We start from the raw sequence: 24001 nt of genomic DNA on the forward strand, positions 1-24001 counted from the left end.
GAAAAACGTGCTGGTGGAGCTGATGAGATCTCATCTTCACGTAGTTCATCGAGCACGTCCAGTGATTCGCTGAAGGTGCGCCCGAGAGGGCACGCGGAAACGCGTCCCTCACAACGTTGTTCGCTCCCTTTCGTCCCGGTATCGATCAGGGTCGGTCGCGGACCGGGCGCACCTGAACCCCTCCGATGAAGCAGAGGTCTCGATGCGCCACATAGCATTTGGGGACACACCGTTGTCTCGCTGCCACTACTACCGCCAGGTGTGCGGCCTCCCCGCGACCGTGGACCCTCCCCAGATCGGACGCATCGTCGTCCGCACCGGGATGGTCTGGGCAGTAACCATGCCCGCCGTGCTGGGACAACACGTGAAGGCGTGGATGCAGCACCACGGCCACGAACTGGGACCGATCCTGTCGCATCCACGATCGAAACGGTGGACCTTCATCATCCGGCCGGATCTGCCGGACGACGTACCGCTGTTCGCCGAGATGTTTCGTTTGAACGTGTCCATCATCCGGTACGGCGGGACGATCGCGTTGCCGAGCCCCGCCGATCGAGGAACCCGGTTCCGCGCGTGGATAACGCGACCCAACACGGCTTTTCGTCCCTCCGGTTGTCTGATTGTCACGGCGATCCGTAGCTGCGTGGCCGAAAAGGTCGCGCGCCGTCGGCGATGGGCGGCGTATGCCTGACCGCGCGACATCCCCCCTCCCATTCGAGCCGGACGTCCACCTGTCGGTGTTCTGGCACGGAGCCCGCCTCGACTTCGTCGCCTGCATCACGGCCGCATGCCTTTTCGTCCAGGAATGGCGCGCCCACCACTGGCACGACGCCGTGCAGGTATCCGCAGACGACACCGACGGCTACCCGCGATTGCCGTGCGAACGCCTGTACTTGGAACCTTGATGTCGACCTGTCGAGAGGGTTCGGCGGTGATCGGGAAGGCTGCCGTACGAACGCTGTGTATCGAACGCTGATGCGACACCCCGCCCCTCAGCCCGTCGCTTGCCCGGAGACACGCGCAGACGCGAGACTGACCTGTTCGTATGATGCCAAGAAAGAGGTAGCCGTGGAGGATGACGAGCAGATGACCATGGATCTCGGTGTAGAGATCCGTGTAGACGAAAAGTTGGTGCGGCAGCGGCAGGAATGGGCCGCGTGGATAGCGCCGGAACGTATGGAATCGCAAATCCGGATATTCCTCACAGAGACGCTTCCAGATGTGCACCCGGAATCATCACCGTGCCCTTGGTGGGAGCGTCCGTTTCTGTCCCGTATCGAGGAAGCGGCCGACGCCGTCTTTCTGGACAAGCTCACGATTCTCTCACCCGAGAATTTCGATACCGTCGACCAGTACGCCCGTTTCCTTGGTGAATATTTCGTGCGGCAGGCCGGGGCGCAATGGTTCGATGCCCCCGCTTCCAGTGCGCCGATATACGACGTGATCGGTCCTAGTCTGCGTTTCGACTACACCGATGACGTTTTCAGCGCGCTTTATCTCGTGCAGTGGGCGATAGAGGAAGGCTGCTCGGACGTGACGATGGAAGCTCACAGCATGGGCCTGGACTGGGCTGACTGGAAGACGCATCCTCGTCCGTGATCACCCGTAACTCGCTGACTTTCATCTGACTTGCTCCACGGGGGGTGGCTGACCGATGCCCGACGATGCCAGACGCCGAGAGGAAGACCGCGAGAAATTCCGCCGACAGGAGGCACAGAGCAAACAGCGCGGCCGGGACAACTCGCAGAAAGGGGAGCGATTTCACCGGGGTATGGCGCAGATGCGCGGCGAGACCCGCGAAAACGGATGGGTTCGCGAGCACAGAGAATACACTACCGAAGGAAACCGCCGTATCGACCAGGCTCGGGTGTACACCGAGCGTGGCGAACGTGCATTCACCGAATACAAGTCCGGCCGCGTCGATGACACAAAAGAGACGCGCAAGCAACTCGCAATAGATCGGCATCTACTCGCGACGGACAAATATCGTTCCGGCGCGTGGGTAACGGTCCAGGGTAAGCATATCCCCGAGGAAATCCGTGCTTTGCTTCGGCAGATGGAGCAGGATTTCAAGGGTCGATTCCAGCACATTGAGGTATCGCAGGAAATGGCCGTGCAGGCCATCGACTTGGGTAAAAGCTTGGAGCTGGTTCAACAGCTCGAGTTGCCCGGTGTCGGTGAGCAGGCGCGGCAGCAAAAGGCGCAGCAGCGGGAGCAGCGGGAGAAAGCCGCGGAACTGGCGAAGCAGGCACGCGATCGCGCCGAAGATTTCCGTAAGATGCGGCAGTTCCGGGAAGCCGCTGCGCGTGGCCGGGCGGACGCACCACGGCAAGTCGAACGCGACCGGCAGGCCCGAGCGGGAGCCGAGCGGTTCAGGCAAGCCCGCCACATGCCGGAAACCGAGCGCGCACGAGTCGAACGAGAGACGGCCGAACGGGTGGCGCGGGAATTCCCGATGCTCAATCGGTCACCGCAACAGGAAGTCGCCGACACCGGGGACCAGATGGTCCGACAAGCCGACGCTGCCGGCGGCGAGCGTGCAGTAGCCGACGCACGCGCCGCGGCCGAGAAAGAACGCGAGGCCGCTGCCAAGGCGCTCGACGAAGCCCGGAACGCGGTGTTCAGGGAACTGGACGAGAAGGGGCGTCTATCGGAGGTGGAGAAACTCGTGTGGTTGGGGCAGGCGACTCACCCACAAGCCGCTGTGCGGGAGCCCAAACACGCCCCGAGCGTTGAACGTGGCGGGACCGCACAGGGACAGGACCGCACACGCGGAGTCCTCCGCGACCGATGATCCCCCGCGTTCGATTCGCCTCGTCGAGTCGCGCGAGCGCACCCGTTGCGAAGTAGCGGGCGGGTGTCCGCCGATGGAATCTCGGCGGGCCGGATGAGTCGACGGGATACGCCCCCGCTCAACGGGTTCGCAGCAACAGGTCCGACCTCGGGGGCAAAACGAATTACACCTACCAGCAGTAACATTCAGCCGGTCTCGGCCGAAGATCACCCTGAAACAGGAGGAGCCTTCATGAAGAAGACGATTATCGCCGCCGCACGCGTCGCGGCCGCTGGGGTTTCGGGTCTGGCCTTCGTCGCGATCGTCGGTTCCGGCACCGCCCAAGCGGCGCCGCAGGATTGCGTCGTCCAGCGGGATCTGTTCGGTGCGTCGGCGACTTGCCAACCCGACGGAGGAAGTAACTACATCCTGCATGTCGACTGCGTCGGCCTCTACGCCAGCGGTCCGTTCCCGCTCTACGGTATCGGCCCCTACCAGGCACTCAGTTACCCCTTCACGCCGAACGGTCAGCGCATCACCACGGGCTGCACGGGAATGGGTCCCGGTGTGTTCGCAATAGCCACCAACGCTTACGTCGAGATCTACCGCGGCTAGGCGTAGCTACGGAGATCCACAAAGGGTTCGGGCGGCCCCACGCACCCCGACGGCCTGAAGAAGCCCGAGATGCGGTCCAGGACCGCCCGAACATTGTGATCTACCGAAACATCACTTCAGCAGCGCGCGCGACATCACCAGACGCTGGATCTGGTTGGTGCCCTCGTAGATCTGGGTGATCTTCGCGTCGCGCATCATGCGCTCCACCGGGAAGTCGGTGGTGTAGCCCGCGCCGCCGAACAGCTGGACGGCGTTGGTGGTGACTTCCATGGCGACGTCGGAGGCGAAGCACTTGGCGGCGGCGGAGATGAAGCCGAGGTTCTGCTCGCCGCGCTCGGCGCGGGCGGCCGAGGTGTAGACCATGAGGCGGGCGGCCTCGACCTTCATCGCCATGTCGGCGAGCATGAACTGGGTGTTCTGGAAGTCGGCGATCGACTTGCCGAACTGCTTGCGATCCTTGGTGTAGGCGATGGCCGCGTCCAGCGCGCCCTGGGCCAGGCCGACGGCCTGCGCGCCGATGGTGGGGCGGGTGTGGTCGAGGGTCTGCAGCGCGGTCTTGAAGCCGGTGCCCGGCTCGCCGACGATGCGGTCGCCCGGCACACGGCAGTTCTCGAAGTACAACTCGGCGGTGGGCGAGCCCTTGATGCCGAGCTTGTGCTCCAGCGGGCCGACGACGAAGCCTTCGTCGTCCTTGTGCACCAGGAAGGCGGAGATGCCGTTGGCGCCCTTCTCCGCGTCGGTCACCGCCATCACGGTGTACCAGGAGGACTTGCCGCCGTTGGTGATCCAGCACTTGGAGCCGTTGATGATCCAGTCGTCACCCTCCTGCTTGGCCCGGGTGCGCATGCTGGCCGCGTCGGAGCCCGCCTCGCGCTCGGACAGCGCGTAGGAGGCCATCTCGCCGTTGACGATGTCCGGCAGCACCTTCTGCTTCAGCTCCTCGGAGCCGTTCAGGATCAGGCCCATGGTGCCGAGCTTGTTGACGGCGGGGATCAGCGACGACGAGCCGCAGACCCGGGCGACCTCTTCGATCACGATGCAGGTGGCCACCGAGTCGGCGCCCTGGCCGCCGTAGGCCTCGGGCACGTGCACGGCGTTGAACCCGGAGGCGTTGAGGGCGGTCAGCGCCTCCTCCGGGAAGCGGGAGTTGCCGTCGACGTCCTTGGCGTGCGGGGCGATCTCCTTCTCCGCGAGAGCGCGGATCGCGGCGCGCAGCTCATCGTGGAAGTCCTCGAGCTTGAACAGGTCGAAATCGGGGTTTCCCGCCATCGGGCTCACTCCTGGTCGTCGGTGGTGATCGCTGATTTCCGCCGAGCGAAGTCAGCGCAGCGGCACTGAGTGCCATATCCAGGTCGAGTATACCCACATGAACGGCGATCACATGGGGAGATGATGTGGCACTCAGTGTCAGATCGGTCGCACTCAGATCCAGCTCACAGGGTACCGAGCTTGCGGACCAGCAAATCCGCGATCTGCCTGGGCGGAGCGTCGCGCGGGAACACCGCGACGACCAGTTCGTCGGCGTTCGCGGCGCGCCCGGCGCCGCGCGGAATCGCGGACAGCTCCACCCGCAGGTCCGCGGCGCCCGCGTCCGATTCGCCGCGCACCATCCGGCGCAGCAGATAGTTGTGCGTGGCCGTCACGGCGGCGGTGAACTGCACCCGCGCCAGATCGGGGACCTCGGGCAGTCGCTCGCGCAGGTAGTCGGTGAACAGCCGTTCGTAGCGGAACACCGTGACGATCTCCCGCTCCCGCAGCGCGGGCACCCGGCGCACCACCTGATACCGCCGCGCCGCGATCTCCCGCCACTGCGTGAATCGCTCGAACACCAGCACCACAGCCGCGCACACCGCCTCCCACGGGTCCTCCCGCGACGCGGAGAGGAACTCCGCCGCCTGCGCGAGCTGCGACTCGTGATCGGCGAAGATCACGTCCTCTTTCGACCGGAACTGCCGGAAGAACGTCCGCCGGGAGATCCCGGCCGCCTCCGCGATCTCGTCGACAGTCGTCGCCTCGTACCCCTTCTCGGCGAACAACCGCAACGCCTGATCCACCACCGTGAGCCGAAAATGCGCGGTGTCGTCGCCTCCCCGCGTCCGAGCGATATCCCCTGTAGTCACGACCTCACACCGTAGTCAGCCCCCGCGAGAGCGAGTTCCCCACGCCGGGGCGGTTTCGATTATTTCGAATAATTCGTATACTGCGGCTAGGAGGTGGATCAAATGCCCAACATCCGAGACGCCAAGCGGGCAGAGCCCGGAGCAATCGATGCCGAGGTGGCAGCGCGTGCGATGCGTCGGATCAAGGACTACCTGATGCGACACCCGGCAGAACAGACGATTCGGGTGTCCCCCGAGCACGCGGGTGACGATGCACTGATTCTGCCGCGTGAGGCCGTCAGCATGCTGGCATTCATCCTGGCGCAAGCCGCAGAGGGCCGCGGTGTCACCGTGGTGCCCTCGCACGCCGAACTCACCACACAGCAGGCAGCAGACATGTTGAACGTGTCGCGACCTTACGTGGTAACGCTGCTGGAAGCCGGTGAGATCCCGTTCCGCCTGGTCGGCCGGCACCGCCGAATCCGGTACGACGATTTGAAGCGGTACCAGCAGCGAGCCGAGGCCAAGAGCAGAGCTGCGATGGACGAGCTGGCGAAACTCGGTCAGGACCTCGGAATCTGACAATGACTTTTGTTGTCGTTTATGACGCAAATGTGCTGTATGGCAATACGATTCGAGACCTACTGATCCGTCTCGCGCGATCAGGCGCGGTGCAGGCACGGTGGACCGACGAATCCTGGACGAGGCACTGAACAACTTGTCCGCGAAGCGACCGGACATCCCGACAGACCGGTTGGCACGGCTGCGCACGTTGATGAACGATGCCGTCCCGGACTGCTTGATCTACGGATACGAACCCTTGATCGAAGGGTTGAAGCTGCCGGATCCGGACGATCGGCACGTTCTGGCGGCGGCCATCGCTGTTGGGGCGCAAATCATCGTGACCTCGAATCTGACGGACTTCCCCACCGATGCTTTGGAACCCTGGCACATCGAGGCGAGAAGCCCTGACGATTTCCTGCTCGACCAAATCGATCTGGACGACCGAGTGGTCTGGGCGTGCATTCAGCAAATCGCCGATTCGCGTAGCAACCCACCCGAAACCATTGAGGACGTGCTGGACGCCCTGGAGAACGCGGGGTTGGTGGAAGCGGTCGCGAGCTTGCGTTCCGGCAGTCGCGACCGCTGAGCCAGACGCTACTCAGCCCAAGAGCTTGGTGCGTAGGGCGTCGTCCTTTTCCAGCACCATCTGTTCGAGTCCGGCCTGGAACTGTTCCATGCGGGTGCGCAGGGCTGGGTCGTGGGCGGCGAGGATGCGGGCGGCGAGCAGGCCGGCGTTGCGGGCGCCGCCGATGGAGACGGTGGCGACGGGCACGCCCGCGGGCATCTGGACGATGGACAGCAGGGAGTCCATGCCGTCGAGGTACTTCAGCGGGACCGGCACGCCGATCACCGGCAGCGGAGTGGCGGAGGCGACCATGCCGGGGAGGTGGGCCGCGCCACCCGCACCGGCGATGATGACCTGCAACCCGCGACCGGCCGCGTCCCGCGCGTAGTCGAGCATGCGCTGCGGGGTGCGGTGCGCCGAGACGACGCCCACCTCGAAGCGAATTCCGAACTCGGCCAACGCTTCCGCGGCGGCCTCCATGGTCGGCCAGTCGGAGTCGCTGCCCATGATCAGGCCGACCGCCGGGGTCGGTGCCCCTGCTTCACTCATGCGGATCCCATCCATCGGTCCATACCGCGTGCGACATCCAGTGCGCCGCCCGCTCGGCCTTCTCCCGTACCTCGGCCACGTCGTCGCCGAGGATGTTGACGTGCCCGATCTTGCGGTCGGGACGCTCTCCCTTGCCGTACAGATGCACCTTCGCCTCGGGAATCCGGGCGAACAGGTGATGCAGCCGCTCGTCCATCGACATCGCCGGGGCCTGCGGCGCGCCGAGAATGTTCGCCATCACGGTGACCGGCGCCAGCGGCGCGGTATCGCCGAGCGGATAGTCGAGCACGGCACGCAGATGCTGCTCGAACTGCCCGGTGCGAGCGCCGTCCATCCCCCAGTGCCCCGAGTTGTGCGGGCGCATCGCCAGCTCGTTCACCAGCAGCCTCCCCTCCGCGGTCTCGAACAGCTCCACCGCCATGACGCCGACCACACCGAGTGCCCCGGCGAGGTTCAACGCCATGGTCTCCGCCTCGGCCGCGGTGTCTTCCGGCAGGTCGGGCGCGGGCGCGATCACCACCGCGCACTGCCCCTTGCGCTGCACGGTCTCCACCACCGGCCAGGTCGCCGCCTGCCCGAACGGTGAACGCGCCACCATGGCCGAGAGCTCGCGTTTCAGGTCGATCTTCGCCTCCGCGAGCAGCTGGACGCCGTGCGCGAGCTGGTCGGTGACCAGCGACTCGGCCTCCGCCGCGGACTCGGGCATCCAGACGCCACGCCCGTCGTAGCCGCCGCGCACCGCCTTGAGCACGATCCGCCAGCCGTGCTCCTCGCCGAACCGCACCGCGTCCTCGACCGAGGTCACCGCCGTGAAGGCGGGCACGGGCAGCTCGAGTGCGCTCAGCTTGGTGCGCATGGCCAGTTTGTCCTGCGCGTAGACCAGCGCGTGCGGCGGCGGCTGCACGTTCACACCCTCGGCGACCAGCGCCTCCAAGTGCTCGGTCGGCACATGCTCGTGGTCGAAGGTCAGCGCGTGCGAACCGACCGCCGCTTTGCGCAGGGCGGCCAGATCGGTGTGACTGCCGAGCACCACCTCCGGACTCACCTGGGCGGCGGGGTCCTCGGGGTTCTCGGCGAGCACGCGCAACCGCTGGCCAAGCGCGATCGCCGCCTGGTGGGTCATGCGCGCCAACTGTCCGCCACCGATCATGGTGACGGTGGGCATGGCCGATGGATCGAAGGAACGTGCGCTCACGTCGGACAATATTGTCATGTCCGGCGCGAATGATCGGTACCGGTACACTCCGGTCTTGTGTCATTCGTCGACGACGTGGTCAGCGTCCTCCCCAAGCCGCTGCAAGATATCGCGTACCGGCATCGGGAATTGATCAAGTTCGCGATCGTCGGCGCGACCACGTTCGTGATCGACAGCGGCATCTTCTACGCGCTGAAGTGGACGGTGCTCGCGGAGAAACCGGTGACGGCCAAGATCATCTCCGGCGTCATCGCGGTTATCGCCTCCTACATCCTGAACCGGGAATGGTCGTTCAAGAATCGCGGCGGGCGGGAACGCCATCACGAGGCGCTGCTGTTCTTCGGCGTCAGCGGCGTCGGCGTGGTGCTGGCGTTCACGCCGCTGTGGATTTCCAGCTACGTCTTCGACCTGCGCCAGCCCAACGTGAGCTTCACGGTCGAGAACATCGCCGACTTCATCAGCGCCTTCGTCATCGGCAATCTGCTGCAGATGGCGTTCCGTTTCTGGGCGATGCGCCGCTGGGTCTTCCCCGACGAAATGAGCGAGCTCGAAGCCGAATTCGTGGATCTCGTGGAAGAGGAACTCGGCCGCAGCTGAGTCAGCGCGGCTCGGGCGCCACCGAGTTGGCCGGCCGGACCTTCGAGGACCCAAGGAACACCGCGAACAGCGCGGGCCTGCGCCGCTGCAATTCCAGCCGCCCGCCGTCCGCTTCGACCAGCGCCCGCGCCAGCGCCAGCCCCACACCGGTGGAGCCGCCCGCGGAGAAGCCCCGATCGAAGATGTGCGGGGCCAGTTCGTCGCGCACCCCGTGGCCCTCGTCGGCGACCTCCACGCACACCAGCGGCTCCCGGTCCGCCCCCGGCCGCACCGTGCGCACCGACACCGTGCAGGTGCCGCCTCCGTGCATGAGGGCGTTGTCCACCAGCACCGCCACCGCCTCGCGCAACCGCGAACCCGTGATCGGGGCGCGCAGCGACTCGTCGCCGGTGAGGGTCAGCGTCCGGCCCGCCTCGGTGAACGGGTGGGTCCATTCGGCCACCACGCCGCGCAACTCCGCCATCACCGGCACCGGATCGCGATCGGCCGCGTCTTCGTCGCGGGAGGCGCGAACCAGGTCGTCGATCGCGTCGGTGAGCCGGTCGACCTGGGCCATCGCCTCCTCGGCCTCGTGCACCACCTCCGGGTCGGCGTGCGCGGACAACTCGTCCAGGCGCAGCCGCACCGCGGTCAGCCTGCTGCGCAACTGGTGCGAGACGTCCGCCACCAGAGCGTGTTCGCGCTGTAGTCGTCCGGCGATCTCCACGGTCGCGGAGTCGAGCACGTCGGAGACGCGATCCAGTTCCGCGATGCCGTGCCTGCGCGGGTCGGGCCGGAAGTCACCCATCGCCAGCCGCGCCGCCCGCGCCGCCACGTCGCGCAGCGGATCGGCCACCCGCCGCGCGGTGACCACCGCGACCGAGACCGCCGCGCCGAGCGAGGCGAGCACCGCCAGCGCGACCACCGCGACCGCCTGGCGCTGCATGGCGTGCATCGGCGCGGAGGGCACCTCCAGGCGCAGCGACCCGGACGTGCGCATCGAGAGCGACTCCACCAGCGGGTCGGTTACCTCGGCCACCCCGATGTCGCGGCGCGAGGCGTTGTCCGTCGGCGACGGATAGACGATGGTGAGCCTGCCGTTCTCGGGCACCAGCGGCGCCACCGAACGGATGTCCAGCTCGCCGGACACCATGCCGTCGCGTTCCTGCGCGATGATCTCCGCGGCGATCCGGTCCAGCCGGTTCTGCAGGTCGTTGCGTGTGATGTCCTCCACCCACAACCACGCCGTGTAGATCAGCGGCACCCCGAGCACCACCGTGGTGAGGGTCAGCACGGTGAGCATCGAACGCAGGATCCGGCGGCGCACGTCAGTCGGTGTTCAGCCGGAATCCGACACCGCGGACGGTGACGATGCGCCGTTCCGCCATGGGCCCCTCGTCGCCGATCTTGCGGCGCAGCCAGGACATGTGCATGTCCAAGGTCTTGGAGCCGCGCAGCTCCGCGTCGCCCCAGACCTCGCGCAGGATCGTCTCGCGCGCCACCACCTGGCCCGCCCGATCGATCAGCACCTTGAGCAGCTCGTATTCCTTGTTGGCCAAACCGATCTCGACGCCGTTGACCAGCACCCGGCGCGCGGCGGGTTCCAGGCGGATACCGCCCACCTCCACCGTGTCGTCGCCGATTCCGCTGCGCCGCAACAAGGCTCGCACCCGGGCCAGCAGCTCGGCGAGCCGGAACGGCTTGCCGACGTAGTCGTCGGCGCCCGCGTCCAGCCCCACCACGAAATCCACCTCGTCGGTGCGGGCGGTGAGCATCAGCACGGCCAGATCCGCGCCGCGGGCGCGCACCTGACGGCAGACCTCCAACCCGTCCATGCCGGGCAGTCCGAGATCGAGAATGAGCAGGTCATGGCCACCTTCCAGAGCCCGCTGCAGTACGGCGGGACCGAAACTCTCGACGGTCACCGAGTAACCCTCGCGGCCGAGCGCGCGCGACAGCGGGGCGGCGATGGCCTCGTCGTCCTCTGCCAGCAGTACAGCGGTCATACGCCCAGGTTACGGGCTCACCGGTAGCTGCGACGGTCGTCCCAGCGCTCGTCCCGGCCGTCCCGGTGCCGCTCCACCTCGAACACCTGGTGGTACAGCAGCGCGTGCACCTGCTGGACGGCCGGGATGTCGTCGTACTCCAGCGGCTCCGAGGAGGACGACTCGATGACCAGCGTGCCGGTGCCGAGCAACCGGTCGAACAGCCCGTGCCGGAACTGCACGCTGGAGATCCGGCTCATCGGGATGTCGATGCCGCTGTGGGTGATCACGCCTTGGCGCACCAGCACCCGCCGGTCGGTGACGATGAAATGCGTCGACTTCCAGCTGACAACCGGTGCGAGACAACGCCACAGCAGAATCGCCAGGTACAGCACGAGCACCGTGCCGAGCAGCACCGAGCGTGTGGTGCCCGTGGCCTTCTGCGAGGCGAGCCCCCCTGCGAAACCGGCCAGCGCCGTGGCGACGATGAGCGTCACGATCGGCCAGAAAAGCATTTTCCAATGCGGATGGCGATGCAGCAGCAACTGTTCGTCGGGCGCCAGCACATCCTCCGGGTAACCCATGCCGAAACCCTACCGCGTGATGTTGCCGGAACGGCTGACACCGCAGCGCGTCATGCTGCACAATCGGCAGCCTGCGTGTGACGATTCCGCGCAGTGGCTGTCTGTATCGCGCAACGCCCGGCTCACCATCATCGTCGATTACGACCGTGGAGGAACGCGTGACCAAGGACCTGACCTCGCTGCAAATCCTGACCGAACTCGAACCGGTCGCCGAAGAGAATGTGAATCGGCACCTTTCCATGGCGAAGGACTGGAATCCCCACGATTACGTTCCGTGGACCCAGGGCCGCAATTTCGCCGCCCTGGGCGGCGTGGACTGGGCGCCGGAGCAATCGAAGCTCAGCGAGGTCGCCCGGGTGGCCATGATCACCAATCTGCTCACCGAGGACAACCTGCCCTCCTACCACCGGGAGATCGCGCAGAGTTTCTCCGAGGACGGCCCGTGGGGCGTCTGGGTGGACCGCTGGACCGCGGAGGAGAACCGCCACGGCATCGTCATGCGGGACTATCTCGTGGTTACCCGCGCCGTCGATCCGGTCGCCCTGGAAGAGGCCAGGATGATCCACATGAGCAACGGCGTCCAGTCGCCGGAGGGCTGGGGCGGATTCCTGGCGAGCGTCGCCTACGTCACCTTCCAGGAACTGGCCACCCGTGTGTCGCACCGGAATACCGGCAAGGCGTGCAACGACGCCGTCGCCGATCGCATGCTGCAGCGCATCGCCGCCGACGAGAACTTGCACATGGTCTTCTACCGCAACCTGTGCGGCGCTGCGCTGGACCTGACGCCGGACCAGGCGCTGCCCGCGATCACCAAGATCGTCATGAACTTCCTGATGCCCGGTGCCGGGATGCCCAATTTCCGCCGCTACGGCGTACTGATGGCCAAGCACGGCATCTACGACCTGCGCCAGCATCTGGAGGAGGTCGTCCAGCCCGTCCTCAAGCAGTGGAATGTCTTCGGCCGCACCGATCTCGGGCCGCGCGGCGAGCAGGCGCGCGAGGAACTGGGCGAGTTCGTGGAGAAACTGTCCAAGGACGTGATCAAGTTCGAGGAACAGCGCGATCGCTCGCTCGCCCGCGATGCCGCGCGCGGCATCGGCCACTACGTCTGAGACACACCGCGCTGCCCGGCCGACGGGCGACACGTGTCCACGGCGGGCGACACGCTGATCAGGAGTCGACACGTTGCCTACGGCGGGCGACACGCTGACACCGACAGTCGCGCCGCGCGCTCTCCGAACCCACCCACGATCCGCGCGCTGACCCAACCGACCCCGATCCGCGCGCTCACCGGGCCGACCCGCGATTCGGTGAGCGCCCGGCGCGGGTCCGAGCGCTCAGTACTGGGCGCGCAGGTGCGTGACGTCGCCCGCGGATACCGCTTCGTCACCGATGAGCAGGCGGCCGTAGCCGTCGACGCCCGCGGCGACGCCGGTCAGCTCCCGGCCGCCGGGCAGCTCGGCGCGAACCTCGGTGCCGATCGTGGCGCACCGCTCGCGGTAGGCGGCGGACAGCTCGTCGATCGCCCAGTCCGCGTCGCGCCAGGCGGTGAAGCGACGGGCGAACTCGGTCAGCAGCGACCGCACGAGCACCGTGCGATCGGTCTGCCGCGCGCCGGCGAGGGTCAGCGAGGTGGCGTGCGGCACCGGCAGTTCCTCCTCGGTGAGACTCACGTTGAGCCCGAGGCCGATCACCACGGCGGGCGCGCCGCCGCCCGCGCCTGCCGCGACCTCGGCCAGGATGCCCGCGACCTTGCGTCCGTCGATCAGCACGTCGTTGGGCCACTTGAGTTCCGCGGCCACGCCCGCCGTGGTGCGCAGCGCGTCCACCACGGCGACGCCGGTCAGCAGCGCCAGCCAGGCGAGCGAGGCGGGGCCGATACCGGGCAACCGCACCAGCAGCGACATCGCCAGCTGCGCACGGGGCGGGCTGACCCAGGGCCGCGCGTGCCTGCCGCGGCCCTGGACCTGGGTCTCGGCCAGCAGAACGACGCGGTCGGCCGCGGGATCGGCTGCCCGCGCGATCAGATCCGCGTTGGTGGACCCGGTCGACTCGACTACGTCGATTCGCGAGAAGAACGCCAGTTCCGGGGACTCGACGGCGCTGCGCCGCAACTGCTCTGCATCCAACGGTGGCCTGTGCACACCGGCAGGCTACTCGCAGGCCACGGCGCTACCCGACGAGGTCGTACTCGTTGACCATCGGGTCGCGTGCCGCGATGCCCGCGCGCTCGCCCTCTTCCGGCTCGCCCTCGGCGGCCTGGGCCGTGTACTCCGGTTCGCCGTACTTCGGCGCCGTCTCGGTGGTCCGCGTCCACGCCGCGGCGGCGGCGTATTCGGTGAACGCTCTACCCCATTCCCACATGACGCGCTCCTCCCCTGAGCCGGAATCCGTCGCCCCCAGGCTATCCGGACCCGACCCGCCGACGATACTCATTTTCCGCCTTCCCAACCCTGCTACCGACCAGGAAGTTTGCCTGAGAAATTTGATCTAGCTGCGGTTTTCTACTCGCCGGTAGCCCTGTCTGGGTTAGAAGGACGCCCTGGTACTGGTTACACTCCGGAGCCATGACGAGTGTCCAGCAGCAGCCCGCGTCAGGTCCGGCGGGCTCCCCCGATATCCACACCACCGCCGGGAAGCTGGCTGACCTGCGGAATCGGCTGGAAGAGGCCAAGCACCCGATGGGTGAGGCCGCAGTCGACAAGGTGCACGCCAAGGGCAAGATGACCGCGCGCGAGCGCATCCTGGCCCTGCTGGACGAGGGTTCCTTCGTCGAGCTCGACGCACTGGCCCGCCACCGCAGCGTGAACTTCGGCCTGGAGAACAACCGTCCGCTCGGCGACGGCGTGGTGACCGGTTACGGCACCATCGACGGCCGCGACGTCTGCATCTTCAGCCAGGACGTCACCGTCTTCGGCGGCAGCCTCGGCGAGGTCTACGGCGAGAAGATCGTCAAGGTGATGGACCTGGCCCTGAAGACCGGCCGCCCGCTGATCGGCATCAACGAGGGCGCGGGCGCGCGCATCCAGGAGGGCGTGGTCTCGCTCGGCCTCTACGGCGAGATCTTCCACCGCAACATCCAGGCCTCCGGCGTGATCCCGCAGATCTCGCTGATCATGGGCCCGGCCGCCGGTGGCCACGTGTACTCCCCCGCGCTGACCGACTTCGTCGTGATGGTCGACGGCACCAGCCAGATGTTCGTCACCGGCCCGGACGTCATCAAGACGGTCACCGGCGAGGACGTCACCATGGAGGACCTGGGCGGCGCGCACACGCACATGACCAAGTCCGGTGTCGCGCACTACGTCGCCTCCGGCGAGCAGGACGCGCTCGACTACGTCAAGGACCTGCTGTCCTACCTGCCGAGCAACAACCGCGCCGAGGCGCCCCGTTTCCCGGCCACCGACCCGATCCCCGGCGCCATCGAGGACTCGCTCACCGAGGAAGATCTCGAGCTGGACTCGATCATCCCGGACTCGCCGAACCAGCCCTACGACATGCACGAGGTGATCCGTCGCCTGCTCGACGACGACGAGTTCCTCGAGGTGCAGGCCGAGCGCGCGATGAACGTCATCGTCGGCTTCGGCCGGATCGACGGCCGCAGCGTCGGCATCGTGGCCAACCAGCCCACCCAGTTCGCGGGCTGCCTGGACATCGACGCTTCGGAGAAGGCCGCGCGCTTCGTGCGCACCTGTGACGCGTTCAACATCCCGATCATCACCCTGGTCGACGTGCCCGGGTTCCTGCCCGGCACCGGGCAGGAGTACAACGGCATCATCCGGCGCGGCGCGAAGCTGCTCTACGCCTACGGTGAGGCCACTGTGGGCAAAATCACGATCATCACCCGCAAGGCCTACGGCGGCGCCTACGACGTCATGGGTTCCAAGCACATGGGCGCCGATGTGAACCTCGCTTGGCCCACCGCTCAGATCGCCGTCATGGGCGCCTCCGGCGCGGTCGGGTTCGTCTACCGCAAGCAGTTGCAGCAGGCCGCAAAAGACGGTCAAGACGTCGATGCGCTGCGGCTCGAGCTCCAGAACGAGTACGAGGACACGCTCGTGAACCCGTACGTCGCCGCCGAGCGGGGCTACGTGGACGCGGTGATCCCGCCGTCGCACACCCGCGGCCAGATCGTGTCCGCGCTGCGACTGCTCGAGCGCAAGATGGTGACCCTTCCGCCGAAGAAACACGGCAACATCCCGCTGTGATCTAGCGATACCCTCGATAGGCCGCGCACGAAGGGTGGCATCAGACTCGGTACCACTTACCCTGGCGTGTACCGCCTTGTTGCAAAGACGCAACAAGTGAATCCGAGGATGATCGCTTCATCCATAGCTTGTCGGAAAACGGGAACAGCCTGATCAGTTCACCTGATCGAGGCGAAGAGAGGACCTGGCACTGTGACGACCGTGGCAGAAGAAGATGTGTTGAGCGCCGTCGAACTGGATCTCACAGTCGACCCGATCGCGGACGAGGTCGGTGCGTCCGCCTCGAACGCGGCCGCGCTACCCGCCGAGGCCACCGCTGAGCCGTTCTTCCGTGTCGTGAAGGGCTCACCCACCGACGAGGAGCTCGCCGCGCTGGTGTGTGTGCTGTCCGCAGTCGCGAACAGCAGCGCACCGACCGGCCCCGCGGGCCCGCCCGACATGTGGGGCCGTCCCACGCTGATGCACCGCGGCGCTTCGCCGTTCTCCCCGTACGCCTTCCCACAGCTGTCCCATCTGCGCGGGTGACCCGCCTGATCCTGGCTTCCGCGTCCCCGGCCCGCCGGGAGGTTCTCCGCTCGGCGGGCATCGACCCGATCGTCCGGATCTCCGCCGTGGACGAGGACGCGGTCGCCGCCGCCCTTCCGGAGGGCACGCCACCACAGACGGTGGTGGTGGAACTCGCGCGCGCCAAAGCGGCCGCCGTGGCCGCCGACATCCCCGAACTGGCCGCCGATTGCGTTGTGGTGGGCTGCGATTCGATGCTGCTCGTCGACGGCGAGTTGCAGGGCAAGCCGCACACACCGGAGGTCGCCCGCGCTCGATGGGGCGACATGGCCGGGCGCAGCGCCGATCTGGTCACGGGTCACTGTGTGCTGCGGATGCGAGACGGCCAGATCACCGCCGAGGCGGTCGATTGCAGCAGCACCACCGTGCATTTCGCCAAACCGGAACCGGACGAGCTGGACGCCTACATCGCGACCGGTGAGCCGCTCCAGGTGGCGGGCGCGTTCACCCTCGACGGGCTGGGCGGCTGGTTCGTCGATCGCATCGATGGCGACCCTTCCAGCGTCATCGGCATCGGGCTACCACTGCTGCGCCGACTGCTTGGCGATGTTGGGATCGGCGTTACGCAGCTGTGGGGCCACACGGCCTGACGGCGCGGTCAACGCCTCGGCGTCACCGCCCGTCGGCATCGTCGCCGCCTCCGCGGTCTCCGCGCGCCCCGCGGCGATGAGTTCCAGCCGGGCCACGCACAACTCCGGCTCGACGAACGGATGCATCCGCACGTCGATCGCGCCGCGCGCGCCGCCCCGGTCGAGCACTTCCTCGATCAGACCCAGGTGCACGCCGCACACGACCTCGGAGTGCGTGCGCGCGAGTTCGCGCAGCGGACACGCCGTCAGCCGGATCAGCACCTTCCCCTCGGCCTCCGCGGACGGGTCACGCTCGGGCGCGAAGCCCAGTTCCGACATCAGCGTGATGGTCAGGTCCTTGGCGTCCTCCAGCGACTCCACCCGATGGTCGCCGACGTCGAGTCTGGAGCCCCACGCCCGGCCCGCCGCCACCGCGGCCTCGGATCTGCGCCGGGGATCGGGGCCGAGCTGATCGGCGAGCACCTGCGCCAGATCCTGGTAGCCGACCGATCGCTGCACCGCGCTGTACCCGATGCGCGGTCGCCCACGGCCGCGCGGCGGCTGCTGGAACTGCCGGACAAGGGATTCCCTGGTGAGCACATCGAGGTGGAACCGGACCGTGGTGACGTGCTGTCCGGTGATTCTGGCCAGTTCCTGGGCGTCGAGAGGCTCGCTGGCGCCACGTAGGATCGCAAGCAGTCGCCGCCGCGGCCAAGAATCGGACATAGCTCACCCCTCCTCCCGGGAGACTTTATCGGATGTAGGTGCCCTTTATTCGGCCCTCATCCGATTTGTGATCTGAAACGAGAGTCACTGTCGCCTCACACCTACCATCGCTGTGAGACCCCGAATCGCTGCCACCACCGTCAACCCATGCGTGAAGGACCCAGACACCGTGCCCGTCGCCCCGGACCCTCATCCCTCACTCGGTTCCTACGCACATCCTCACCGACTAGTAACCACGGAGTGGCTGTCGGCAAACATAGGCGCGCGGGGACTCAAGATCATCGAGGCCAACGAGGACACGCTGCTCTACGACATCGGGCACGTTCCGGGCGCCACCAAACTGGATTGGCGAAGCGATCTGAACGATCCGGTCACGCGCGACTATATCGACGGAACCCGCTTCACCGAACTGATGCGCGCCAAAGGGATAGAACGTGACGACACAGTCGTGATCTACGGGGACCGGGGCAACACGCAGGCGGCCCACACGGCGTGGGTGTTCACCCTGTTCGGGCACGAGGACGTGCGGCTGCTCGACGGCGGGCGCGCGGCCTGGATCTCCGAGGCGCGCGACACGACCTTCGAACCCGACTACCCGGTGCGCAGCGATTACCCGGCCGTGCGCCGCGACGACAGTACCTACCGTGCCTTCCGCGAGGACGTGCTCGCCCACCTGGGCAAACCGGTGATCGATGTGCGCTCGGCCGAGGAGTACTCCGGCGCGCGCACCACGCAGCCCGGCGCGCCCGAGGACGCGGCATTGCGCGGCGGCCATATCCCCAGCGCGTCCAATATCCCGTGGACCGAGGCGCTCGCCGCCGACGGGCGATTCCGCTCACGCGCCGAACTCGGCGAGGTCTACGGCGATTCGACCGGTCCGGAGGAAGTAATGGTCTACAGTCGGGTCGGCGTGCGATCCAGCCACAGCTGGTTCGCGCTGACCTACCTGCTCGGGCGCCCGGGCGTACGCAACTACGACGGTTCCTGGACCGAGTGGGGCAACTCCGTGCGCATGCCGATCGCCAAGGGGGAAGAACCCGGCGACGTACCCCCGCGCGGTGGTACGCGTCGCACCCGGAGCAGGTAGGGCAGGGTGCGGTCCCGAACACAGGCCGCGTACGTTGTGATCCGCGACCTACTGTTCAGTAGGGCTAGCCGAGTTCGGCGTCTGTTGGCAGACTGCCTACACTCGCCCGAGACGTAAGTTTGTCGATTAAGGGAGCGGAGCCTGCGCAGCGACCCATCCCCCGGCGAAGCGACCAAAAAGAATGCACACAGGAGGCTCAGTGCCCAGCCATGCCAGCGCGCGGATCACGAAGGTACTCGTAGCTAACCGAGGCGAGATCGCCGTGCGCGTGATCCGGGCGGCCAAGGACGCCGGTATCGGCAGCGTCGCGGTGTACGCCGAGCCGGACGCCGATGCCCCGTTCGTCAAGCTCGCCGACGAGGCCTTCGCCCTCGGCGGACAGACCTCGGCCGAGTCGTACCTCGTGTTCGACAAGATCCTCGACGCCGCCGCCAAGTCCGGCGCCGACGCCATCCACCCCGGTTACGGCTTCCTCTCCGAGAACGCCGACTTCGCCCAGGCCGTCATCGACGCGGGGCTGATCTGGATCGGCCCCTCGCCGCAGTCCATCCGCGACCTGGGTGACAAGGTCACCGCACGGCACATCGCCGAGCGCGCGAAGGCGCCGATGGCCGCGGGCACCAAGGACCCGGTCAAGAACGCCGACGAGGTCGTGAAGTTCGCCGAGAAGTACGGCGTGCCGGTCGCCATCAAGGCGGCCTTCGGTGGCGGTGGCCGCGGCATGAAGGTCGCGCACTCCATCGAGGAGATCCCGGAGCTGTACGACTCGGCGGTGCGCGAGGCGACCGCCGCGTTCGGCCGCGGCGAGTGCTTCGTCGAGCAGTACCTGGACAAGGCCCGCCACGTCGAGGCGCAGGTCATCGCCGACAAGCACGGCAACGTCATCGTCGCGGGCACCCGCGACTGCTCGTTGCAGCGGCGCTTCCAGAAGCTCGTCGAGGAGGCCCCCGCGCCGTTCCTGTCCGACGAGGTCCGCGCGAAGATCCACGCTTCGGCCAAGGCCATCTGCAAGGAAGCCGGCTACTACGGTGCGGGCACCGTCGAGTACCTGGTGCAGGGCGAGACGGTCTCCTTCCTCGAGGTGAACACCCGCCTGCAGGTCGAGCACCCGGTCACCGAGGAGACCGCGGGCATCGACCTGGTGCGCCAGCAGTTCCGCATCGCCAACGGCGAGAAGCTGGAGATCACCGAGGACCCGACGCCGCGCGGGCACGCCTTCGAGTTCCGCATCAACGGCGAGGACGCCGGGCGTGGCTTCCTGCCCGCCCCCGGCCCGGTCACCGTGTACCGGGAGCCCTCGGGCCCCGGTGTGCGCGTGGACTCCGGCGTGGTGGAGGGCAGCGTGATCGGCGGCCAGTTCGACTCGATGCTGGCCAAGCTGATCGTCACCGGCGAGAACCGCACGCAGGCGCTGGAGCGGGCGCGGCGCGCGCTGGCCGAGTTCGAGGTCGACGGCCTGGCCACGGTCATCCCGTTCCATCGGGCGATCGTCGAGGACCCGGCGTTCATCGGTGACGGCGAGAAGTTCGACGTCTACACCAAGTGGATCGAAACCGAGTGGGTCAACACCGTCGAGCCGTTCACCGGCGCGGGCGCCCCGGCCGACGAGGACGAGGATCAGCCGCGGCAGAAGGTCGTCGTCGAGGTCGGCGGACGCCGGGTCGAGGTGTCGCTGCCGGGCAACTTCACCGTCGGCGCGGGCGCGGCGGGCGCGGCCGGTAACGGCGCCGGTGTGATCCGCAAGAAGCCCAAGCCGCGCAAGCGTGGCGGCGCGGGCGGCGGCGCGGCCTCCGGTGACGCGGTCACCGCTCCCATGCAGGGCACCGTGGTCAAGGTCGCCGTCGAAGAGGGCCAGTCGGTCGAGGCGGGCGATCTGATCGTGGTGCTCGAGGCCATGAAGATGGAGAACCCGGTCAACGCCCACAAGGCGGGCGTGGTCACCGGCCTGTCCGTCGAGGCGGGTGCGGCGATCACCCAGGGCACGGTTCTCGCCGAGATCAAGTAATAGACCGACACGGAGCGGGCGCAGGACGACGGAGTCCGCGCCCGCTCCGATTTGTTCACGCGGTGGCCCTTCCCCGGTCACGTGTGCTGCCTCTGCCGGACCCGATTCGCACACCGGGGTGTCGTATCGTGATCCGGTGACCAGCTCGACAAGCGTCTCCCCCGTCGCGGAGCTGATCCGCGCGCGCCGTGCCGCATCCAGCCGCACCGACGGTCACCGCTTGGCGCTGGTGGTGGAGGGCGGCGGCAGCCGGGGCGTGTACTCCAGCGGCATGGTGTCCGCGCTGGAGGAACTCGGACTCGCCGGGGTGTTCGACGCGGTGTACGGCACGTCTGCGGGCGCGATCAACGGTGCCTGGCTGCTGTGTGGTCGCGCGATCGGGGGCATGCGCTCCTGGACCGATCCGGTGATCATGCGACGCGCCGTCGACCCGGCCCGCCTCCTGCGCGGACGTCCGGCGTTCGATCTGCGGTATCTCGTGCACCAGGTGTACGACGGCATCGAACCGATGGATTTCGCGGCGATCCTGGCGAACTCCACGACATTCCACCCGATCGCCACCGATATCCGCACCGGGCAGCCGGTCGACCTCGGGCCGTACATCACCGACAAGCGAACGCTCATGCGTGCGTTGCGCGCGTCGGCGGGCCTGCCCATCCTGGCCGGTCCGCCGGTCGCACTGGGCGACTCGGCCTACTTCGACGGCGGCCTCTCCGAAACGGTGCCGATCCGCACCGCGGTCCGTGCGGGCGCCACCCATGCCTTGGTCCTGCGCACCCGGCGGGTGGACGAGAAGCGGCCGCCCGCTTCGCGCCTGCACAAGGTCGTCGGCGGCGGCTATCTGCGCGCGGTGGCCCCCGGCGCGTACCGGGCCTGGCTCGAACGCCCGCGCCAGCAGGACATCGAGGACCGGGCGCTCGCCGCGCTGGGCGAGTCCGTCCTGCAGATCCACCCGCCGCTCGGCTCGCCCGACATCGACAGCGCCGCCCGCGACACCACCCTGCTGGCGGCCGCCCTGCAGATCGGGCGCGGCGCCGTCCTCGGCGCGCTCTCCGCCGTCATCCCAGCCGTCTGACCGCGGTGCTCCGCTTCGCAGGCGTTACGTGCCCGGCGGGGAGTAGGAACCGATCAGCCGAGGCGGACCCGGACACCGTTGGACAGCACGAAGTCGTGGAGTTCGAGGTGGCCGGGAGTGGCGGCCGCGGGCAGGTCGAAGACGAGCTGGGTGGTCGCGGATTGCCCGGGGCGCAGCTCGAACGAGTAGCCGAGGCGCTGCTGGGTGTTCTGCCATATCGTGGCGGTGGCGTTGTGGTCGAAGGCAGTGCTCTGCGAGTCCAGCAGGCGTTGCCCGAGGGGAAGGAACCACTTCGTTTCGTCGGAGATATTGCGCACCGCCAGCGTGACGATCAGGAACGAGCCGGCGGCCGTCTGCAGTCCCACTCGTGACACGCCCGTGTCGACCTTCGTCACGACGAACTCGAACTTGCCGTCGCGAACGGGCGTGCCCACCACCGGCTCGGGCGCCCCGTCGTCGCCGGGCGGCCCCGGATGCTCCACGGCCACCGCCGAAGGCGGCAACGACGGCTCGGGCGTGCCCGCGTCGCCGGTTCTGCTGCCCGCCGTGATCAACGCGACGCAGCCCGCCGCGAACGCGAACGGGGCGAGGAAGACGACCACCAGCGTCCCGATCAGCTTCGACAGCAGGCCGCGGCGACGACGCGGCCGCCTGCGCGGGACCGGCACGCCCGGCCGCCGCCGCGCGACCGGCGGGCGACCCGGCCGCTGGACCGCTGGGAAAACCTTCCTGGCCGGTACACCCGGCCGCTGATACGGCGGTACGACCGGTCCCGGCTTCGGCGGCAGCACGCGCGCCTGTAGAGCGACCAACCGCTCCTGCCAACCCGGCTGTCCAGGCCGTGCGGTTCCGGACGCATACGACCCGTTCTGATACCACCGCCGAGGTGCTGAATAAGGCTGCCCCGCAAGCGGATAACCATTGCCGACTGGGAGCCGCGGATCGGCGTACCCTCGCACCGGCGAACCCGGAGTCGAAACATGCGCGCCTGGTGCAGGATTCGGCCCAGGCGTGACCGCGGACCAGTCCAGCCTGGTGGCCACGAGCGTCGGCGTCGGCCCTGGCTGCGGCAACACTTTGGTCGGGTCAGGCGTTCGCCGTGGTTGCGCCTCCTCGCCCTCGGTCTGCGGCGTGCAGCCTTCCGCCGCTTTCGAGTCAGCTCGCGGCGAATAAGCCTTTTGCGCAGCACGTTTCGCCGAAGCGCCGTTTTCGTAACGATGCGCGTTGCGCTCATGAGGTGACGCCACCGCCGCGGCGGCTACGCCCGTCACCGGCTTGGTCACCGGACGGCGCGATCCGAACGGCGGCGGAACCGCTCGCGAGTCGACGGCGGGGGCGCCGATCGCGGCGCGCGCGGCGGCCGCGAACTGCCCTGCGGTGGCATACCTCTGGCTCGGCTCCTTCGCCAGTCCGCGAGCGAGAACGGCGTCCAACGCGGCGGGGACGGCAGCGCACACCGCACCGGCTCGGGGCGGCGCCGCCATCAGGTGCGCGTGCATCTGCTGCGCGGGGTCGGTGTCGCCGTAGAGCCGAGAGCCGGTGAGGCATTCGTAGAGCACGCAGGCCAGGGAGTACACGTCGGCGCGCCCGTCCACCGTTCCGCCGAACCGTTCCGGCGCCATGTACGCGAGGGTGCCGATCGCCATACCGGTGGTGGTCACGGCCGTCCGGCCGAGACCGTGTGCGATGCCGAAGTCGATCAAGTAGGTGAAACCGCTGGGGTGTACGACGATGTTCGACGGTTTGACATCGCGGTGCACCAGTCCGGCGCGGTGCGCCACGTCGAGCGCGATGGCGACATGTCCGATGATGCCGACCGCGACCGCCGGTGGCATCGGCCCCTCGGCCGCCAGCTTGCCCGCCAGATCGTCGCCCGCGACGAACTGCATGTCGATGTAGAGCCGCCCGTCGATCTCGCCGAACCGGTGGATCCTGGGCACGTGCGGGTCGCGCAATTGCGCCACCGCCTCGGCCTCGCGCTCGAATCGCTTGCGGTAACCGCCGGTGGCCGCCAGGTCGGCGGGCAAGAGTTTCAGCGCTACCCACCGCGCCGCTACCGTGTCGTACGCCAGCCACACCTGCCCCATGCCACCCTTGCCGAGCAGCCGCTCCAGCCGGTAACCCCCGAATCGCACCTCCCCCATCGCGAACCTCCGGTCACCGTCGACGTCTGGTCGGCCCGGCCTCCACCGCGGAGCGGACATCGGAAATCGGCAGATCACCGCGCGCATCCCGAAAAGCGGGCCTATCTCGGAGCGTAAC

26 protein-coding genes are annotated in these 24001 nt (G+C 67.8%); 15 read left to right on the forward strand and 11 right to left on the reverse strand.

The features are described from left to right. The first annotated feature begins 259 nt into the window (after positions 1 to 259). From HOV91_RS15430 to HOV91_RS15450, 5 genes are all read left to right on the forward strand, one after another. Positions 260 to 691: a DNA-directed RNA polymerase subunit beta gene (locus HOV91_RS15430; protein ID WP_312884624.1), complete on the forward strand. Its 432-nt coding sequence runs from the start codon at positions 260 to 262 to the stop codon at positions 689 to 691. After that, positions 684 to 905, forward strand: a complete 222-nt coding sequence (locus HOV91_RS15435) for a hypothetical protein (RefSeq protein ID WP_174186078.1) — start codon at positions 684 to 686, stop codon at positions 903 to 905. Before HOV91_RS15430 ends, HOV91_RS15435 begins: the two co-directional genes overlap by 8 nt. A 163-nt stretch (positions 906 to 1068) precedes the next feature. Beyond that, on the forward strand, positions 1069 to 1599 hold the full coding sequence (locus HOV91_RS15440) for a hypothetical protein (RefSeq protein ID WP_174186079.1): 531 nt from the start codon (positions 1069 to 1071) through the stop codon (positions 1597 to 1599). 55 nt (positions 1600 to 1654) lie between these two features. Then, positions 1655 to 2794, forward strand: a complete 1140-nt coding sequence (locus HOV91_RS15445) for a hypothetical protein (protein WP_174186080.1) — start codon at positions 1655 to 1657, stop codon at positions 2792 to 2794. A 231-nt stretch (positions 2795 to 3025) separates the two neighbouring features. Further along, positions 3026 to 3388: a hypothetical protein gene (locus HOV91_RS15450; protein ID WP_217440455.1), complete on the forward strand. Its 363-nt coding sequence runs from the start codon at positions 3026 to 3028 to the stop codon at positions 3386 to 3388. A gap of 111 nt (positions 3389 to 3499) precedes the next feature. Here the strand turns inward: HOV91_RS15450 and HOV91_RS15455 are convergent, their stop codons facing one another. Together HOV91_RS15455 and HOV91_RS15460 are read right to left on the reverse strand one after the other, a co-directional pair. Continuing rightward, positions 3500 to 4657, reverse strand: a complete 1158-nt coding sequence (locus tag HOV91_RS15455; protein ID WP_174186081.1) for an acyl-CoA dehydrogenase — start codon at positions 4655 to 4657, stop codon at positions 3500 to 3502. A gap of 164 nt (positions 4658 to 4821) precedes the next feature. After that, on the reverse strand, positions 4822 to 5508 hold the full coding sequence (locus tag HOV91_RS15460) for a TetR family transcriptional regulator (RefSeq protein WP_051046260.1): 687 nt from the start codon (positions 5506 to 5508) through the stop codon (positions 4822 to 4824). A gap of 102 nt (positions 5509 to 5610) precedes the next feature. Between HOV91_RS15460 and HOV91_RS15465 the strand changes: the two genes are divergently transcribed. Next, the gene (locus tag HOV91_RS15465) at positions 5611 to 6069 is read left to right on the forward strand and encodes a helix-turn-helix domain-containing protein (protein WP_174186082.1); all 459 of its coding nucleotides are present in this window, start codon (positions 5611 to 5613) and stop codon (positions 6067 to 6069) included. Between the two features lie 100 nt (positions 6070 to 6169). After that, complete coding sequence (locus HOV91_RS15470) at positions 6170 to 6637, forward strand: PIN domain-containing protein (RefSeq protein WP_312884625.1); 468 nt, start codon at positions 6170 to 6172, stop codon at positions 6635 to 6637. A gap of 12 nt (positions 6638 to 6649) precedes the next feature. Here HOV91_RS15470 and purE read toward each other — a convergent pair whose 3' ends face one another. Next, positions 6650 to 7165: a 5-(carboxyamino)imidazole ribonucleotide mutase gene (gene purE, locus HOV91_RS15475; protein WP_174186083.1), complete on the reverse strand. Its 516-nt coding sequence runs from the start codon at positions 7163 to 7165 to the stop codon at positions 6650 to 6652. Next, complete coding sequence (locus HOV91_RS15480; protein ID WP_438822665.1) at positions 7158 to 8378, reverse strand: 5-(carboxyamino)imidazole ribonucleotide synthase; 1221 nt, start codon at positions 8376 to 8378, stop codon at positions 7158 to 7160. Before HOV91_RS15480 ends, purE begins: the two co-directional genes overlap by 8 nt. 39 nt (positions 8379 to 8417) lie before the next feature. On the opposite strand from HOV91_RS15480, the gene HOV91_RS15485 reads away from it, so the two are divergent. Further along, positions 8418 to 8957 carry a GtrA family protein gene (locus HOV91_RS15485; protein ID WP_043720582.1) on the forward strand — a complete coding sequence of 180 codons (540 nt, stop codon included), beginning with the start codon at positions 8418 to 8420 and terminating at the stop codon, positions 8955 to 8957. Between the two features lies 1 nt (position 8958). Here the strand turns inward: HOV91_RS15485 and HOV91_RS15490 are convergent, their stop codons facing one another. Genes HOV91_RS15490 through HOV91_RS15500 form a run of 3 tightly spaced genes read right to left on the reverse strand, consistent with a single transcriptional unit; the run spans position 8959 to position 11505 of the window. Further along, positions 8959 to 10263: a sensor histidine kinase gene (locus tag HOV91_RS15490; RefSeq protein WP_174186084.1), complete on the reverse strand. Its 1305-nt coding sequence runs from the start codon at positions 10261 to 10263 to the stop codon at positions 8959 to 8961. Between the two features lies 1 nt (position 10264). Next, entirely contained in the window at positions 10265 to 10942 is a 678-nt protein-coding gene (locus tag HOV91_RS15495) for a response regulator transcription factor (RefSeq protein WP_043688083.1), read from the reverse strand. 17 nt (positions 10943 to 10959) lie between these two features. After that, complete coding sequence (locus HOV91_RS15500) at positions 10960 to 11505, reverse strand: PH domain-containing protein (protein WP_174186085.1); 546 nt, start codon at positions 11503 to 11505, stop codon at positions 10960 to 10962. Between the two features lie 158 nt (positions 11506 to 11663). Between HOV91_RS15500 and HOV91_RS15505 the strand changes: the two genes are divergently transcribed. Beyond that, positions 11664 to 12617, forward strand: a complete 954-nt coding sequence (locus HOV91_RS15505) for an acyl-ACP desaturase (protein WP_174186086.1) — start codon at positions 11664 to 11666, stop codon at positions 12615 to 12617. Positions 12618 to 12842: 225 nt separating this feature from the next. On the opposite strand, the gene HOV91_RS15510 is transcribed toward HOV91_RS15505, so the two are convergent. Together HOV91_RS15510 and HOV91_RS15515 are read right to left on the reverse strand one after the other, a co-directional pair. Then, positions 12843 to 13649 carry a biotin--[acetyl-CoA-carboxylase] ligase gene (locus HOV91_RS15510; RefSeq protein ID WP_312884626.1) on the reverse strand — a complete coding sequence of 269 codons (807 nt, stop codon included), beginning with the start codon at positions 13647 to 13649 and terminating at the stop codon, positions 12843 to 12845. A gap of 28 nt (positions 13650 to 13677) precedes the next feature. Then, a complete protein-coding gene (locus HOV91_RS15515) occupies positions 13678 to 13869 on the reverse strand; it encodes a hypothetical protein (RefSeq protein ID WP_174186087.1) in 192 nt (63 codons plus the stop codon). A 203-nt stretch (positions 13870 to 14072) separates the two neighbouring features. On the opposite strand from HOV91_RS15515, the gene HOV91_RS15520 reads away from it, so the two are divergent. The 3 genes from HOV91_RS15520 (at position 14073) to HOV91_RS15530 (ending at position 16867) form a co-directional block, all read left to right on the forward strand. Beyond that, positions 14073 to 15713, forward strand: a complete 1641-nt coding sequence (locus HOV91_RS15520; protein WP_174186088.1) for an acyl-CoA carboxylase subunit beta — start codon at positions 14073 to 14075, stop codon at positions 15711 to 15713. A 201-nt stretch (positions 15714 to 15914) separates the two neighbouring features. Then, positions 15915 to 16238 carry an acyl-CoA carboxylase subunit epsilon gene (locus HOV91_RS15525; RefSeq protein ID WP_438822666.1) on the forward strand — a complete coding sequence of 108 codons (324 nt, stop codon included), beginning with the start codon at positions 15915 to 15917 and terminating at the stop codon, positions 16236 to 16238. Further along, positions 16235 to 16867 carry a nucleoside triphosphate pyrophosphatase gene (locus HOV91_RS15530; protein WP_174186090.1) on the forward strand — a complete coding sequence of 211 codons (633 nt, stop codon included), beginning with the start codon at positions 16235 to 16237 and terminating at the stop codon, positions 16865 to 16867. Before HOV91_RS15525 ends, HOV91_RS15530 begins: the two co-directional genes overlap by 4 nt. On the opposite strand, the gene HOV91_RS15535 is transcribed toward HOV91_RS15530, so the two are convergent. Next, positions 16796 to 17572 carry a helix-turn-helix transcriptional regulator gene (locus HOV91_RS15535; RefSeq protein ID WP_174186091.1) on the reverse strand — a complete coding sequence of 259 codons (777 nt, stop codon included), beginning with the start codon at positions 17570 to 17572 and terminating at the stop codon, positions 16796 to 16798. The two genes, HOV91_RS15530 and HOV91_RS15535, sit on opposite strands and share 72 nt — an antisense overlap. 169 nt (positions 17573 to 17741) lie before the next feature. Here HOV91_RS15535 and HOV91_RS15540 point away from each other — a divergent pair, with 169 nt between their 5' ends. The 3 genes from HOV91_RS15540 to HOV91_RS15550 all read left to right on the forward strand — a co-directional run bounded on the left by HOV91_RS15540 (position 17742) and on the right by HOV91_RS15550 (position 21739). Continuing rightward, positions 17742 to 18659: a sulfurtransferase gene (locus tag HOV91_RS15540; RefSeq protein ID WP_174186117.1), complete on the forward strand. Its 918-nt coding sequence runs from the start codon at positions 17742 to 17744 to the stop codon at positions 18657 to 18659. Positions 18660 to 18858: 199 nt separating this feature from the next. Next, positions 18859 to 20664: an acetyl/propionyl/methylcrotonyl-CoA carboxylase subunit alpha gene (locus tag HOV91_RS15545; RefSeq protein WP_174186092.1), complete on the forward strand. Its 1806-nt coding sequence runs from the start codon at positions 18859 to 18861 to the stop codon at positions 20662 to 20664. A 136-nt stretch (positions 20665 to 20800) separates the two neighbouring features. Then, the gene (locus HOV91_RS15550; protein WP_174186093.1) at positions 20801 to 21739 is read left to right on the forward strand and encodes a patatin-like phospholipase family protein; all 939 of its coding nucleotides are present in this window, start codon (positions 20801 to 20803) and stop codon (positions 21737 to 21739) included. 53 nt (positions 21740 to 21792) lie between these two features. Here the strand turns inward: HOV91_RS15550 and HOV91_RS15555 are convergent, their stop codons facing one another. Further along, positions 21793 to 23883 carry a serine/threonine-protein kinase gene (locus tag HOV91_RS15555; RefSeq protein WP_174186094.1) on the reverse strand — a complete coding sequence of 697 codons (2091 nt, stop codon included), beginning with the start codon at positions 23881 to 23883 and terminating at the stop codon, positions 21793 to 21795. Positions 23884 to 24001: the final 118 nt, after the last annotated feature.

This window comes from Nocardia barduliensis, from assembly GCF_013315795.1.
GTDB classification, from domain to species: Bacteria; Actinomycetota; Actinomycetes; order Mycobacteriales; family Mycobacteriaceae; genus Nocardia; species Nocardia barduliensis.